The 15,056-nt window shown below is 57.3% G+C and carries 16 protein-coding genes and 2 tRNA genes; 11 read left to right on the top strand and 7 right to left on the bottom strand.

What is annotated here, in order from left to right; all coding sequences use genetic code 11:
* Positions 1–111: 111 nt before the first annotated feature.
* The 3 genes from NUV55_RS13555 to NUV55_RS13545 are packed head-to-tail and all read right to left on the bottom strand — an operon-like array spanning position 112 to position 2,523.
* On the bottom strand, positions 112–264 hold the full coding sequence (locus NUV55_RS13555; RefSeq protein ID WP_296673831.1) for a DUF5989 family protein: 153 nt from the start codon (positions 262–264) through the stop codon (positions 112–114).
* Positions 264–677: an SxtJ family membrane protein gene (locus tag NUV55_RS13550; RefSeq protein ID WP_296673830.1), complete on the bottom strand. Its 414-nt coding sequence runs from the start codon at positions 675–677 to the stop codon at positions 264–266. The genes NUV55_RS13555 and NUV55_RS13550 overlap by 1 nt, the downstream gene beginning before the upstream one ends.
* A 4-nt stretch (positions 678–681) precedes the next feature.
* On the bottom strand, positions 682–2,523 hold the full coding sequence (locus NUV55_RS13545; RefSeq protein ID WP_296673829.1) for a carbamoyltransferase: 1,842 nt from the start codon (positions 2,521–2,523) through the stop codon (positions 682–684).
* A 214-nt stretch (positions 2,524–2,737) separates the two neighbouring features.
* Between NUV55_RS13545 and NUV55_RS13540 the strand changes: the two genes are divergently transcribed.
* The 8 genes from NUV55_RS13540 to NUV55_RS13505 all read left to right on the top strand — a co-directional run bounded on the left by NUV55_RS13540 (position 2,738) and on the right by NUV55_RS13505 (position 6,187).
* A tRNA-Ala gene (locus NUV55_RS13540) sits at positions 2,738–2,813 on the top strand.
* A gap of 96 nt (positions 2,814–2,909) precedes the next feature.
* Positions 2,910–2,985, top strand: a tRNA-Arg gene (locus tag NUV55_RS13535).
* Positions 2,986–3,024: 39 nt separating this feature from the next.
* On the top strand, positions 3,025–3,645 hold the full coding sequence (gene ccmA / locus NUV55_RS13530; protein ID WP_296673827.1) for a cytochrome c biogenesis heme-transporting ATPase CcmA: 621 nt from the start codon (positions 3,025–3,027) through the stop codon (positions 3,643–3,645).
* 1 nt (position 3,646) lies between these two features.
* Positions 3,647–4,315 carry a heme exporter protein CcmB gene (gene ccmB / locus NUV55_RS13525; RefSeq protein ID WP_367280434.1) on the top strand — a complete coding sequence of 223 codons (669 nt, stop codon included), beginning with the start codon at positions 3,647–3,649 and terminating at the stop codon, positions 4,313–4,315.
* Positions 4,316–4,318: 3 nt separating this feature from the next.
* Positions 4,319–5,047 carry a heme ABC transporter permease gene (locus NUV55_RS13520; RefSeq protein WP_296673823.1) on the top strand — a complete coding sequence of 243 codons (729 nt, stop codon included), beginning with the start codon at positions 4,319–4,321 and terminating at the stop codon, positions 5,045–5,047.
* Entirely contained in the window at positions 5,044–5,214 is a 171-nt protein-coding gene (gene ccmD, locus NUV55_RS13515) for a heme exporter protein CcmD (RefSeq protein ID WP_296673821.1), read from the top strand. The genes NUV55_RS13520 and ccmD overlap by 4 nt, the downstream gene beginning before the upstream one ends.
* Complete coding sequence (ccmE, locus tag NUV55_RS13510; protein ID WP_296673820.1) at positions 5,211–5,669, top strand: cytochrome c maturation protein CcmE; 459 nt, start codon at positions 5,211–5,213, stop codon at positions 5,667–5,669. The genes ccmD and ccmE overlap by 4 nt, the downstream gene beginning before the upstream one ends.
* Positions 5,666–6,187, top strand: a complete 522-nt coding sequence (locus NUV55_RS13505; RefSeq protein WP_296673818.1) for a DsbE family thiol:disulfide interchange protein — start codon at positions 5,666–5,668, stop codon at positions 6,185–6,187. Before ccmE ends, NUV55_RS13505 begins: the two co-directional genes overlap by 4 nt.
* A 33-nt stretch (positions 6,188–6,220) precedes the next feature.
* On the opposite strand, the gene NUV55_RS13500 is transcribed toward NUV55_RS13505, so the two are convergent.
* The 4 genes from NUV55_RS13500 to NUV55_RS13485 form a co-directional block, all read right to left on the bottom strand.
* Positions 6,221–6,832, bottom strand: coding sequence for a transglycosylase SLT domain-containing protein (locus NUV55_RS13500; protein ID WP_296673816.1), 612 nt, complete (start codon positions 6,830–6,832; stop codon positions 6,221–6,223).
* 80 nt (positions 6,833–6,912) lie between these two features.
* A complete protein-coding gene (locus NUV55_RS13495) occupies positions 6,913–7,791 on the bottom strand; it encodes a tetratricopeptide repeat protein (protein WP_296673815.1) in 879 nt (292 codons plus the stop codon).
* On the bottom strand, positions 7,788–8,240 hold the full coding sequence (locus NUV55_RS13490; RefSeq protein ID WP_296673813.1) for a cytochrome c-type biogenesis protein: 453 nt from the start codon (positions 8,238–8,240) through the stop codon (positions 7,788–7,790). The genes NUV55_RS13495 and NUV55_RS13490 overlap by 4 nt, the downstream gene beginning before the upstream one ends.
* Positions 8,241–8,244: 4 nt before the next feature.
* Positions 8,245–10,233, bottom strand: a complete 1,989-nt coding sequence (locus NUV55_RS13485; RefSeq protein ID WP_296673811.1) for a heme lyase CcmF/NrfE family subunit — start codon at positions 10,231–10,233, stop codon at positions 8,245–8,247.
* A 312-nt stretch (positions 10,234–10,545) separates the two neighbouring features.
* On the opposite strand from NUV55_RS13485, the gene NUV55_RS13480 reads away from it, so the two are divergent.
* From NUV55_RS13480 to NUV55_RS13470, 3 genes are all read left to right on the top strand, one after another.
* The gene (locus NUV55_RS13480) at positions 10,546–10,995 is read left to right on the top strand and encodes an RDD family protein (RefSeq protein ID WP_296673809.1); all 450 of its coding nucleotides are present in this window, start codon (positions 10,546–10,548) and stop codon (positions 10,993–10,995) included.
* Positions 10,982–12,697: a glycosyltransferase family 39 protein gene (locus NUV55_RS13475; protein WP_296673808.1), complete on the top strand. Its 1,716-nt coding sequence runs from the start codon at positions 10,982–10,984 to the stop codon at positions 12,695–12,697. The genes NUV55_RS13480 and NUV55_RS13475 overlap by 14 nt, the downstream gene beginning before the upstream one ends.
* A gap of 226 nt (positions 12,698–12,923) precedes the next feature.
* On the top strand, positions 12,924–15,056 hold a 2,133-nt coding region (locus tag NUV55_RS13470), incomplete at its 3' end, for a DUF6531 domain-containing protein (protein ID WP_296673806.1).

Genomic DNA, 15,056 nt, shown 5'->3' with positions numbered 1-15,056 from the left:
ATACCCAGAAGTTGGGGCGCAAACCAGCGAATCAAGCCGATGGCAACCGTCAGCGTGATGACCACCACGCCAATTGACAATACCCACTCCTTTTTCATTATTTCACCACTATCAAAACAAGGTGTAGATAAATGGAGCCACCACTGATCCTTGCGAAAGGACGATCAACATGCCCAGCAACAGCAACGTAACGATGATAGGCAGGAGCCAGAATTTCTTGCGTACTTTCATGTACGCCCATAGATCTTGCACAAGCTCGAACATTAGAACGGCCTCTCCATGTCATTGGCGGTCGAAGGTTGCGAGGGTCTCCGATAGCTTCGCAGAGCTGCCGTCCATTGACGCGCCATGGGATCTTTCCCCATGAGCTTCATCGCCAATCCCATCGGAGACACTACCAGGTAATAAACAATGCCTAACACCACCCTGGTCACCACGGCGTTGATAATCATCGCCAGTTTCATCCACGCGCGGTAAACGGGCTGAAGCGCGCTCGGAGCGAAGGTCGCGGCAAACCAGAAAAGACAAGCTGGAATCCACGGCCAGACCGGCCATGCCGTGCCTTTCAGCCAGGGCACGAGCAGGGCAAATACCCCTGTCAAAATCAGCCCGAAAATTAAACCAAATTGCCTGAGTTCCTTGGGGGTCGGCTCGGAGGAAAATAGCGGTTGGCTCATTGCCTTAGTCTAGTTCATATTCATTTTGCCACGACCAGTCCTTTTCACGCGGCGGCTGGTCGGTTTTGGCGAGCAGGAAGTTCCCCAGCGCCAGGTAATCCATCTCGGTGCGCATGAAACAGCGATAGGCGTCCTCCGGGCTGCACACGATGGGTTCGCCACGGACATTAAACGAAGTATTGATGAGCACGGGACATTTTGTCTGGCGCTCAAATTCGCACAACAGGGCGTGGAACCGCGGGTTGGTGTCACGGTTTATCGTTTGAACCCGCGCCGAATAATCCACGTGCGTGACGGCAGGCAGAGCAGAACGTGGGATGTTGAGCTTCTCGATCCCGAAAAGCCGTTCCTGCTCCGCCGTCGTGGATATTTTGTGCTCCTCCTTAAGGGGGGCGACTATCAACATGTAAGGGCTGGGGCGGTCGAGATCAAAATACGCCGATACCCGCTCAACCGGCACTGCCGGCGCAAACGGGCGAAATGACTCGCGGTATTTGATCTTCAGATTCATCACCGATTGCATCCGGGGGCTGCGCGGATCTCCCAGGATCGAGCGCCCTCCCAGGGCGCGGGGACCGAATTCCATGCGGCCCTGAAACCAGCCAATGACTTTTTCCTGCGCCAGGAGCCGGGCGACTTCCGGAAAAAGTTCCATGTCGCTCACCCGGCGGTAACTCGCCCCCATCGAGTCAAGATAATGCTTAATGTCCGTCTCGGAAAACTGTGGACCGAGATAGGAGCCGCGCATACGATCCGTGTTGCAGACTTGTCGTGGTTTATCGAGGTATTCATGCCAAACCGCCAAGGCCGCACCGATCGCGCCACCGGCATCGCCCGCCGCCGGTTGGATCCAGATATCGCGGAAGGGTCCCTCGCGGAGCAAACGGCCGTTGGCGACACAATTGAGCGCCACACCGCCCGCCAGGCATAAATATTCGCAACCCGACTCCTGACGGATGGTCTTGCCCAGGCGCAATATCACTTCTTCGGTAACGGCCTGGATCGACCTGGCGATATCCATCTCGCGCTGGGCAAGGGGCGATTCAGGTTTGCGGGGTGGTCCGCCAAACAGGCGGTCGAATTTTCCGTTGGTCATCGTAAGACCGGCGGCATAGTTGAAATAATCCATATTCAACCGGAAGGTCCCGTCCTGCTTGAGGTCCAGCAAGTGTTCCAGAATCACATCCACATACTTGGGCTCGCCGTAAGGGGCAAGACCCATCAGTTTGTATTCACCGGAATTCACCTTAAAGCCCGTATAATAGGTAAAGGCGGAGTACAACAATCCCAAGGAGTGTGGAAAATCGATCTCCCACAATGGGGTCAACCGGTTCCCTTTGCCCAGCCACACAGACGTGGTGGCCCATTCGCCGACGCCATCCATACAAAGCACGGCGGCCTTCTCAAAAGGGCTCGGGTAAAATGCCGACGCCGCATGCGATTGATGATGCGCCGCAAACAAAAGAGGTGGCAGCGCTGTAGCTTTGACGTTCGCAATACGTGCAAGCTCCTTCTTCAGTGTTGTCTTGAGAAAGAGCTTCTCCTTGAGCCACACCGGCATCGCGGCAAGGAAGGAACGAAATCCCTTGGGGGCATAGGCCAGATAAGTTTCGAGCAACCGCTCAAACTTGATCAGCGGTTTATCGTAAAACACGATGAAATCGATTTCCGCAAGATCAAGTTCGCTCTCCCTCAGGCAGTAGGCGATTGCGGCGCCGGGAAACCGCGAGTCGTGCTTTTTGCGCGAGAAGCGCTCCTCCTGCGCCGCCGCGATGATGTCGCCGTCGCGCACGAGCGCCGCAGCGCTATCGTGATAGTAGGCCGAGATACCGAGAATATTAGTCATTTTGAGCAAGTATAATCCATACGATGAGCGCAACCGGGGCTTGATTCGCGTTGTTCGTTTTCCATAACTGTGCAGACCGAGGACGTGATTCCCCGCCTTTCTCTCACCTCCAGCTCGAGCTTCCGCCCAAGGTTCTTCTGTTTTACAATGCGCGCCAATCTGTTCAGCCAGTCCAGCCCATGGACAGGTTTCTTTCAAGCAAACAGATCTTATCGGGGCGGTAGCTCAGCTGGGAGAGCGCTGCGTTCGCAATGCAGAGGTCGAGGGTTCGATCCCCTTCCGCTCCACCAATCCCGTGAATGGCCGGAATTACCGGCCATTTTCATTTAGGGCCCGGCGTTCCCGTCGGGCGGTTTTGTCCCAAGCTGCTGCTAGAATAGCGACGGGCCCCGGTAGCTCAGTGGATAGAGCGGCCGCCTCCTAAGCGGCAGGTCGCCGGTTCAACTCCGGCCTGGGGCACCAACTTCTAAAGTGTCTTCTACTGACTCGGGGAGGTTGTCCTTGCTGGAAGCAGTCGATCTGGAGTGTGTCCGCGGTGACCGCCCCCTGTTCGCGCACCTGTCCTTCTCTCTCAAGCCGGGAGAATTACTGCATGTCACCGGCGCCAACGGCAGCGGCAAAACCACGCTGCTGCGCGCACTTTGCGGACTGACACACACCCATGCCGGCGAAATTCGCTGGAACGGCACTGCCATCCAGAAACTGGGTGATGACTACCATGCCCAGCTTGCCTACGTCGGCCATACCAATGGCATCCAGGGCGATCTCACGCCGGCGGAAAATCTGCGTGTTGCCATGAGCCTCAGTGGTAACAATAACGCGGAACAGGTCGATTCAGCACTCAAACGACTCGGCCTGGCAGCCTACCACCGCTTCCCCTCCAAAATTCTGTCGCAGGGACAGAAACGAAGACTGGCGCTCGCACGCCTGATGGTTGAGCGCAAGCCGCTGTGGATTCTGGATGAGCCCTTGAGCGGGCTCGACGTGGACTCCGTGTCGCTGATGACAACCATCCTGCTGGATCACCTGACGCAAGGCGGACTGATCGTCATCACCTCCCATCAGGAAATCCACGTCCAGACAAAAACCGTACTGCAGATTCGGGATCACGAGCGTGCTTAACCTGTTCAAAGCCATTGGCCGGCTGTTCTGGCGCGACCTGACCGTCGCCCTGCGGCGCAGCACGGACATTCTCACCCCACTGGTGTTCTTCGTCATTGTCGTGAGCCTGTTTCCATTGGGTCTCGGTCCCGAACCCAATATGCTGCGCACCATGGCGCCCGGTGTCATCTGGGTGGCAGCACTGCTGGCAACCATGCTCTCGCTCAATCGCCTGTTCGCCAACGATTACGCCGATGGAACATTGGAACAGATGGCGCTCGCGCCCTACCCGCTGTCGCTGCTGGTGCTGACCAAGGTAGCGGCACACTGGACACTCACCGGATTGCCACTGGTGCTGATCTCCCCCCTGCTGGCGGTGCAAATGCATTTGCCGGAGTCAGCCTTCAGTACGCTCGCGCTGTCACTGTTGCTGGGTACGCCGATCCTGAGCCTGCTCGGGGCCGTCGGCGCAGCGCTCACACTGGGACTGCGCGGCGGCGGTGTGCTGGTTTCACTGCTGGTACTGCCGTTGTATACTCCGATCCTGATTTTCGGTGCCGGCAGCGTGACCGGAGTCATGATCGGCATCGATACCGGAGCGCATTTTTCCCTGCTGGGAGCCTTTTTCGCCTTGGCCCTGACTTTCCTGCCGTGGGCCACGGCGGCGGCACTGCGCGTATCCCTGGACTGACGCATGCACAAATACGCCTCACCCAAATTTTTTTATACCCTCGCCGGACAGCTGACTCCCTGGATTGCCGCCGTCACGATCGTGCTGCTGCTGGTGGGTCTGTACCTCGGCCTGTTCGTGGCGCCGGCGGACTACCAGCAGGGTGAAAGCTATCGCATCATGTTCGTGCATGTGCCAGCCGCGTGGATGTCCATGTTCGTCTATATGCTGATGGCCGGGGCCGGTGCGGTGGCGCTGGTGTGGAACATCAAGCTCGCGGAAGTCTTCGCCAACAGCTGCGCGCCCATCGGCGCCTCGTTCACCTTCCTCGCGCTCACCACCGGTTCGCTGTGGGGCAAGCCCATGTGGGGCACGTGGTGGGCGTGGGACGCGCGCCTGACCTCGGAACTTATCCTTTTCTTTCTGTACATAGGCTACATGGCATTGCAGGCCAGCATCGACGACCCCCGGCGTGCGGCGCGTGCCGCCGCCATCCTGGCGCTGGTGGGCGTGGTCAATATCCCGGTCATTCATTTTTCCGTGGAATGGTGGAACACGCTGCATCAGCCAGCCTCCGTGAGCAAGATCGGCACGCCCTCAATTCATCCGAGCATGATCGCACCACTGCTGCTGATGGCCTTTGCCTTCAAGTTCTATTTTCTCAACACGGTGCTGCTGCGCATGCGCAATGAAATCCTGGAACGCGAGCGGCACACCACCTGGGTCGCTGAGATGCTGGAAGTGAAGCGATGAACTGGCAGGAATTCTTCGCCATGGGCGGCTACGGTCTGTACGTGTGGGGATCCTACGGGATTGCTGCGCTGATCCTGATTCTGAATCTTTATCTGCCATTGCGCCGCCGGAAGCTTGTCCGGGAGCGGTTGCGTGAATTTCTGCGACTCAAGGAACAAACCCGATGAAAACAAGACACAAGCGTCTGGCCATTATTGTCTCCGGCGTCATCGGCTTGAGCGTCGCCGTGCTGCTGGTACTGGATGCCTTCCAAAGCAACTTGGTGTTCTTCTACTCGCCCACGGAAGTACTGGAAGGCAAGGTCAAGATCGCCCCCGGCCAGACCATCCGCATTGGTGGAATGGTGGAGGCCGGTTCGGTCAAGCGTTCCGCCGATGGCCTCAAGGTGGATTTCGTTGTCACCGACAATAACAAGAAGCTGCCGGTGCATTACCAGGGCCTGCTGCCCGACCTGTTCCGCGAAGGCCAGGGCGTGGTGGCACAGGGCAAGGTTCTGGACGGCAACAAGTTCCTGGCCAGTGAAGTGCTCGCCAAGCACGATGAAAAATACATGCCACCGGAAGCGGCGCAGGCCATGAAGGGCGGGACCTTCCAGCCGGGCACCGAGATGAAGAAACCGTGAAGAAATATATCGCCCCGCTGGTTTTGTTTATTTTCCTGGGTCTGCTGCTCGCCTACGGGCTGAATCTCGATCCGCGCAAGATTCCTTCGCCACTGATCGGAAAATCTCTTCCCGCCTTCTCGTTGGCCACGGTCGCCGACCCGGCGCGCAAGGTCAGCCGTGACGAATTGCTGGGGGGCGCCTATCTACTCAATGTCTGGGCCTCGTGGTGCGTGGCCTGCCGCCAGGAACATCCGTTTCTCAATGAGCTCTCGCGAAATAAGACCGTGCCCATCATCGGCCTGAATTACAAGGACAAACGCCAGGACGCGCTCGGGTGGCTCGGGAGCCTCGGCAACCCGTATGAACTGAGTCTGTCGGACAGCGATGGCCGACTGGGGATCGATCTTGGCGTCTATGGCGTGCCGGAAACCTTCGTCATCGACAAGCAGGGCATCATTCGTTACAAGCAGATCGGTCCGATCACTCCGGAAGCGTGGGAACAGAAACTGGCGCCGTTGATTAAAGAATTGTTGTAACCGGCTTCGGTCGCTCGGTTGCCGCTGGGATTTCTAGCGCGGCGTGCGCTGGTACAGGCGGTATTGATCCAGCACCCGCGGCACGTAAGAACGTGTCTCGCGGAATGGCGGAATGCGATTGCCGTACTGGGCGACGGCATCTTCCCCGGCATTGTAGGCGGCCAGCGTCAGCGAAAGATCATTGTTAAACTTGCCCATCAGTTCACGCAAGTACCGCGCCCCGCCCTGGATGTTCTGCGCCGGGTCGTACATGTTTCGGACGCCATAGCGCCGCGCGGTTTTCGGCATCAGCTGCATCAATCCCACAGCCCCCCGGCGCGAAACGGCATGGGGGTCGTAACCCGATTCCACCGTAATCACGGCGTGCAACAGGCCCTGATCGATCTGATGCTCGCGTGCCGCTTGCTCGATCAGAGGACTGAAACGCTCCGGGTTGACCGGGCGCGTCCGGCGCATCGATGATTCGGGCATGTAGGACACGCGTTTCATGTCCGCATAGCGCGGAGTGGACGGTTTGTTGGTGAAGTGAATAACACCGCTGGCGTCAGAGAAGGAATAAATTCCCGCCTGAGCCGGCACCACGATAGACGCGCTAAAAATAAAAACGCGCGCGATGAAGTTAATGGGGCTTTGTAAGTGGGCCATGCGGGTTTGAGTCAATGGACTTACTTATACCTTAGTCACAGGAAGGCTGTAAAGCCAAGTATTCCGGCGTCGAGTAAATCTTACTTCTTGGTCATTTCCCCGCGTGTCCTGGCGACGATCATGCGCAGGTGTTCCGCTTCCTGACTGTCCGCCGGCAATGCCTTCAGCAGGCGCTCCCAGTAGCCCAGGGCCTTTTTACGGTCAGCCTTCTTGTAAGACGCAAAACCGAGGAACCACAGCGCATCGCGGTTCTCCGGATCGAGTTCATGCAGGCGGCTGAAAAGACCGAACACCTGTCCACTCGTATTCTGCGGGTCACCGTCATAAAGGAAGGCGGCGTATTCCGCCACCACCTGCGGATCGTCCGGCGTCAGCTTGTAGGCGCGCGCATAGGCGGCATTGGCCTCTTCGGCACGCCCCATCACCGCATAGGCACGGGCCAGGCGGAACCAGCCAGCCGCGTCATCCGGCTGCTCGGAGAGGCGCTTTTCCAGACGTCCGACCATCTCCATGACCATGGGCGGCACGGCAGCATCGGCCGGCGCCTGCGGATTGGTCAGATAGGCCAGGATCGGGCGCTGGTACAGCGCATAAAGACCGGCCGCGGTCAGCGGCAGAACGACGCCGAACAGGACCAGCGCCACGACCCACCCGCGGCGTGATTCCGTCACAGCTTTTTTCTTTTTCTTTTTTTCTTTCGGTGCTTCCAGTTCACGCAAGACGGCTGCCAGCTCCGCTTCGAGGCGTTCACGCTCACTGGTGAGGACGGTGGGATCGATATTCCTGTCGCCCTCCTCGACATCCAGCTCATTCAACTGCACCAACAGCCGGTCACGCAATTGCTGTAACTGGTGCCGCCGTTCACGATCATCCGTCACCAGGGTGCGCGAGAGAGGTCGCGCCAGATACCAGGCCGTGGCAGCCGCGATCAACAGGGCAACGATGGCGAGCCAGATCATGAGTTACTTTGCTTGCGCGCGGCGCGCACCAGCGCGGCGTCTTCTTTGGAAAGTTTTGGCACCGAGGGCAACATGGGTTTGAGCCGGTTGCGCAAAAATACAAATCCGGAAACACCCACCACCAGCAGCAATGCCAGCGGCGCCAGCCAGACGATCGCTCCCGGCCCGCGTGTGGGCGGATTCAGCAGCACGTAATCACCATAGCGCTCGACAAAATAGTTCATGATCTCCTCGCGAGATTTACCGGCCTGGATCTGCTCACGCACAATCTTGCGCATATCCTGCGCCAGATCGGCATTGGATTCCGAGATCGGCTGGTTCTGGCACACCGCGCAGCGCAGGTCCTTGGCGATATCGAGCATTTGCCGCTCCAGCGGGTCTTCCGTAACCGGCGCGGCCCATAACTGCATGGCAGCGAGAAAGAGAATTAACGGGATCAGGCGGCGCATGAATTTATTTGGTAGCGGTTGTTTCGCCGCTGCCGGCGCGTCGGCGCGTGCTGAGCGACAGGAACAATCCTGACAGGATAATGAGGCCGCCGATCCAGATGAGCTGCACCAGGGGATTGACGTAAACATGCACCGCCCACCGGTCCCCGCCGGTGGAATCGGCCATGGCCACATAGACGTCACGCAGCAATGTGGAATCGATACCAGACTCGGTCATGGGCATTTCCTGGCGCATGTACTGGCGCCGCTCCGGGCGCACCTCACGCCCGCTATTCAGCAGCGTCAGGCGGCCCTGCATGGCGTTGTAATTCTGGCCACGCTGCGGGCTTACCCCATCAAAACGCAGGCGCTCCCCGGCGACCTCCACCACATCCCCGGGGACCATGTTGACCGAGGCCTCGGAACGGAACAGGCCTGAGCCGACCAATCCAAGAGCGATAATGACGATCCCGAAGTGCACGATCATGCCGCCATAATGCCGCCGGTTACCGAGTACAGTTTTTACGCACGCCCGGGGCAACGGTTCTTTCAATTGTATGCGGCGCTGGCGGATAGCACGGGCGAATTCAGTGATCAGATTCATCAGGGCAAAAATGGCGACCCCCGTGGCCGCCGGCGCGGTCCAGTGCGACGCGGGCAGAAAAACAATCACGCTTAGCGCCGTAGCCATAGCGATGACGAGCGGCCACAACAGGCGCATGCGCAAACGTTCGAGATTGGCCTTGCGCCACGGCACCAGCGGTCCCACGGCCATGAGCAAAACGATAACAAGGAATATCGGCACCATGACGATATTGAAATACGGCGCGCCCACGGTGATCTTCTGGCCGGTGAAGGTGTCCAGCGCCAGCGGATACAGCGTCCCGAGCAACACGCTGGCGCAGGCCACGGTGAACAGCACGTTGTTCCAGACAAACAGCGACTCGCGCGACATCAGCGACGTGATGGACTCCTCGGCCTGCTGGTAACGGCCACGCAGCATGAAAATGCCGAAAGACACTGTCAGCACGACGGTCATGAACACAAGAATATAAGCGCCGCGTCCGGGATCAACGGCAAACGCGTGCACCGACGAGAGCACGCCCGAGCGCACCAGGAAGGTACCTAACAGAGAAAGCGCGAACGTCGAGATGACCAGAAAAATATTCCACGCGTGCAGCATGCGTCGGCGGTCCTGCACCGTGATGGAATGCACCAGCGCGGTGCCGAGCAGCCACGGCATGAACGAGGCGTTCTCCACCGGGTCCCAGGCCCAGTAACCACCCCAACCGAGCTCGTAATAGGCCCACCAGCCGCCGAGCATGACGCCCGTGGTCAGGAAGCCCCAGGCGATCAGCGCCCAGCGCCGTATCAGCCCGATCCACAGCTCACTGCGCCAGCGCGTGATCAGCGCCGTCATGGCGAAGGCGAACGGCACCGAAAAGCCGACGTATCCCAAGTACAGCATGGGCGGATGGAATACCATGCCAGGGTCCTGCAACAGCGGATTGAGGTCGTGCCCATCAGCAGGAATCGGGAACAGGCGCTCGAACGGGTTCGACAGGAACAGGATCAGGCCGAAGAAGCCGACGATCAACCAGCCCTGCACCGCGAGGATGACCGGCAGGTGCTCCGGGTACTGCTTGCGCCCGTGCAGCCCGACGACCATCGTATATAAGGTCAGCACCCACACCCACAGGTACAGCGAGCCCTCGTGACCGCCCCACAGCGCCGCGACCTTATAAAAGATTGGCAGTAGCGAGTTGGAATGCTGCGCGACGTATTGCACCGAGAAATTGCTGGTGACGAAGGCATGTATCAGGCTCAGGCCCCCGAGAGTGGTCAGCGCGAACACCGCCACGCTGCCGTTGACGCTCAGTTGCGCCACGCGCGGTTGTTTCAAGTAATGCGCCACCATGGGCGCGAGCCCCTGCACCAGCGCCACCAGCATGGCGAGGTAGGCGCAGAAATGCCCGAGTTCAACCAGATTCAGTGAAAGGATGTTGGCCGACACTTAGAATGAATTTCCTGGGGATATGCGGGAGAACTGCATACAATGTTTCGTTCCTTCGCCCATCAATGGCTTGCAAGATTATCCTATCGCACTGCTTCCGTATAGAGTCGGACAGCGCTGCCGGGAATGCTTTTTGTACACGCAGATGGACGCAAGAAATCAGGGGATGGCCGTGAAACTACTCACAGATTTTGTGCATAAGCCTGTGTGCAATTGTCACAGAACAGCCGCAACCGGCTGACGTAGCGTACGTTTGCTGGATTGGATGTTTTTTAAACAGTCGTAGCAGAAAATTTCTGAATAGAATACGCCATGACCCCAGCCCTGCCTCCTCCCGGCTTGCTGCGCCGCCTCGGCGCCATGTTTTATGACTCTCTGCTGCTGCTCGCCCTGCTTATGATGCTGAGCTATCCCTACGTTTGGCTCACCGCTGGCGACAAACCCGGCCTGATCCTGAAAACCGCCTATCAAATTTATCTGCTGGCAATTTTTTTCCTTTACTACGCCGGCTTCTGGGTGCGTGGCGGCCAAACACTCGGGTTGCGCACCTGGCGCCTGAAGCTGGTTACGAAGGATGGCGGCCCGATTACCTGGGTGCTGGCGCTCAAGCGTTTTGCTTATGCGTGGATCTCCCTGCTTTGTCTCGGATTGGGATTTTTGTGGGTCATGTACGACCGCAACAGGCTGGCGTGGCATGACCGGTGGTCGGGAACACAGCTGATTCAGTTACCAAAACAACCTGATAAAAATGTTCAAACTTAAACCACTGCGGCCGCTATCTCTTGATCTGCTGCTCGTCGGGGCGCTATTACTGCTGAGCCCGATCATTCATGGCTTTCGTTATCCGAGCAATCTCACGCCTGACGCCATCAGCTATCTCACGCTCGCACAAGATCTGCTCTCCACCGGCAAGCTGTTCATCGCGTCGTCGGGCCATATCGATACGGGCCTCATTATCCCGCCGCTTTACCCCTTCCTGATCGGGGTTACCAGCCTCGTCAGTGATAATGCAATAAGAAACGCAGAGTGGATTAGCGCAGCGTGCATATTGCTGGTGACGGTCCCCATGTTTCTATTAGTGAAACGAAGCGCTAACCGCTATGTGGCAATCGCCGCTGTGCTTCTGTTTCAACTTAATGTTTACAGTGTGTACTTCGCCAGCTCGATCCTGACGGAAGCGCTCTTTCTGTTGATCCTGATATCGGCGCTATACTTTGCGGTTCGTCTGACGGAGCAAAATGCCCCCCGTGTTGCGCCGTTTCTGCTGCTGGGCATACTCGCCGGACTGCTTTTCCTCACGCGGCAGATTGGCATAACGTTCCTGATCTTCCTGCTTGTATGGTTCGCGGCCGATGCGCTCTTCAGAAACCCTGGCAGGACTTACAACGGGGCGCGTGGATTGGCGCTGATCGCCGCCGGCTGGTTGATCATCGTGGGTGGCCATGCCGTGGCGCTGTACGCTCAAACCGGTATGTCGCCCTTTCACCATTCCTTCCGGATGCATAATTATGTTGTCCAGACCGCCGATGCGTCTGTCATTGACGAGATTCGCCACATCAGCGACATGCAAGAGAATAACTACGTCGACATCTACGCGAAACGCCGGCTGCTATGGAAATTGCTGCCCGATGGAAGCGAAATGCTGGCTAACGTGGTTGGCCCCGATGGCGCACAAATCGCAAATGCCAAGAACAAGGATGATGGCACCGCCCGGACAGCGTTAAATCAACTTGGCCCACCTGGCCAGTGGCTGCTCGATTTCTTCAAGAATACCTGGCATCTGAAAACACCATTAGGTGTTCCTCTTTTTGTGCTGCTGGTGGTTTCGTTCATAACACCATTACTGCTGCCCGAGGCCCGCCAACGCTGGTCCGCGCGCCTGATCATTCCTGCGTTTGTCTGCCTTTACATACTCGCCGTGTCGGTTTTCACCAGCAACGTGAGCCGTTATCTCATCGTCCTGTTCCCACTGGCGCTGATACAAATCGCCCTGGAATCAGCCATTGTTTTTCGGCGCTGGGCTCAGCGCCCGGCCAAGCCGGGATTGCCGGAGGCTGTCATTGCCCTGGTCCTGGTCGCGCTGCTGTTGCTGGTTCCAAAAAATTTCTACGAGGCGCCGCGGCACCCGCCGGATAGCATCAATCTGGCATCGTGGTCCGAGGTTAACGCGCGCGTGAGTGCCGGCGATCCGATCTTTGCGCTGCTGCCGGTATATCCCTACCTCGCGGGTGGGCGCTATCGCGCCTTGCCGAACGACTCGCTGGAGAAAACGGTGCATTACGCCCGCTTGACGGGGGTGCGCTGGCTGCTGGTACCGAAACACCCCGATCGCTTTCCTGAGATTCGCTTCCATGCCCACGCCGCGTGGCTGCTCGAGCCAGAAAAACTTTATAGGCGCACTGATTTGCTGAGATTCTGCTGCGTCCAGGATGATGAGCACCTGCTGTTCGAGATTGTGCGGTAACCACGATACCCTAATTAACCGCCCAAGCCTTTGTTTCATTGGTATTTCAGTATGCGCTGATAAAGCTTTACTTCAAATGGTGATTGACAAGACATTCGCATAAGGGCGAAATGGGTGCGCAAAAAATAACCAAAGTGCCAAAGCGCACCAACGGCTCGAAAGAATAAAATTCCAGAAATAAAAATAGCGCGACTGTTCATCGCAAGCACTATCTAGGAGAGCTGCAATGCTAGAGTCATTTCGGCAGTTATCTGTCCCCACCAAACACGAGTTCGTGCAAGATGCTTCTGATCTAGTGAATGTCGTATTCCGCTTCGCATTATCCGTGTTACGAACATCCGCTGCTGCTGTTGCCCTGTGGCTTTTTTGTCCTAATGAAGTTTCTGCCCTGACGTTTCACCATCCATCAATTGCGGCAGCTGAACAAGCATGTCTGGCTGAACGTACGCGCCAACTCCCCACATACCCTGCTTCTCGTTGCAGCACTAATCCTGTTCTATTTCGACCTGACGCCCTATGCGCTCCACCCACAAGTTATAGCCTTGGCTATACATTGAACCTGTGCGTGAGTTCATGGCAAAACTGTTACGATGGGGGCGGGTGGTTTTCTTGCCAAGATGGTGCTAAATGCGAAAATGAAGGCGAGACATTCAACTTTGAAACCCAACAGTGCCAGCCCGAAAAGGATTCCGACGACAAGTGTGACACAAGTGTCAGTAACCCCTGCAACGCCGCAACAGGTAATAAACACCAAGAAGAAAAAGACTATCACGCCAGTGCCGGGCTACCGTCGCTTACACGCTACTACAACAGTCTGTTGAGACGCCATTTCGCTTTTGGCACCAACTGGACTTCAACATTCCAAAGAAGCCTGGAAATTCAAGGTAACAATGCATCAAATCACCTAATCCAGATTCGTCAAGAAAGTGGTCGCGGTGAGCCATTCCGATGTACCAACTACATCTGTAGTGGCGATGCTGATACTGCGCTGACCTTAACCCAGGACACTACTGGCTATACTCTTACACTCCGCGGAGGCGGAGGCGCAACCGAACGCTATGACACGACCAGCAAGCTCCTCTCTGAAACCTCTCCCACAGGTCAGGCAACCGCTTACGGTTACGATACGAATGGGAGACTCACCACCGTCAGCTCCGCCTTCGGCCACATCCTCACCTTCGGTTATAACACCAGCGGCCATGTCGCCACCGTCACCGATCCCACGGGTCAAGTAATTAGCTACAGCTACGACACCAATAACCTCACCCGCGTCGACTGCCCCGACGCCACCGCCAAGCTTTACCACTACGAGAACACCTCATTCCCGAATCATTTAACCGGCATCTCCCACGTCGATGCAGGGGGCGTAACTACCCGCTACAGCACCTATGCCTACGACACCAACGGCAAGGCCACCCTTACCCAACACGCCCAGACGGATAACGGGAGTCCGCAAGAGAGATTTACTTTAAATTACGACTCCGCCACCCAAACCACTGTCACTGACCCCATCGGCATGAACGAGGTCATGACTTTCACTACCAATCTAGGTGTGAAGAACCTGGTGACGAAGACCAGCTCGATTGATACCAACTCGCTGCAGCAAACCTTCGACACCAACAACAACCTCACCTGCAAAAAGGACGAAGAGAGCCGCGTCACCTTATACAGCTACAACACCACCAATCAGAAGCTGAGCATGACGGAGGGATTATCGGGAAGTGACTGCAATGTCTGCCTGAGTAACCCTGCCAACTGCAACGCCGGCGGCGTGGGTCGCGTCACAACCTACGACTATCTTTCACCCACGCTCGATCTGCCACGCTTCATCCGCCGCCCGAGCGTGTATGTGGGGGCGACATTTGAAACCGAGTTGGTCTACAGCGATGTCAGCCATCCGAATCTGCCGACCCAGATCATCCAGCGCGGTTTCACTCCATCTAATGCTTCGGTCTCTCGTACCGTCACCCTCGGCTACACCGCCTCCGGCCAGGTGAATTCCATCAACGGCCCCCGCACCGACGTCTCCGACATCACCACGCTGGAATACTACGTCTGCACCACCGGCGGGAGTTGTGGTCAGTTAAAGAAAGTCATCAACGCCCTCGGCCACATCACCACCTACGATCTCTACGACCCCAACGGCCGTCTGCTCCAGATGACCGACCCCAACGGCCTGCGCACCAACTACACCTACGACCCCCGCGGACGGGTCAAGACCATCACCCAGACTCCACTGTCAGGCAGCGCTGCTCTTACTCAATACAGCTACACCCCCTGGGGCGATGTCAGCCAGGTCGTTGATCCCGACGGCGTGGTGCTCAGCTACCAATACGATGCCGCCCAGGACCTGCGTTAC

This window comes from Sulfuricaulis sp. (assembly GCF_024653915.1).
Classification (GTDB): domain Bacteria; phylum Pseudomonadota; class Gammaproteobacteria; order Acidiferrobacterales; family Sulfurifustaceae; genus Sulfuricaulis.
Note: the sequence above shows the minus strand (reverse complement) of the source record. Positions and strands in the feature narration are given on the sequence as shown.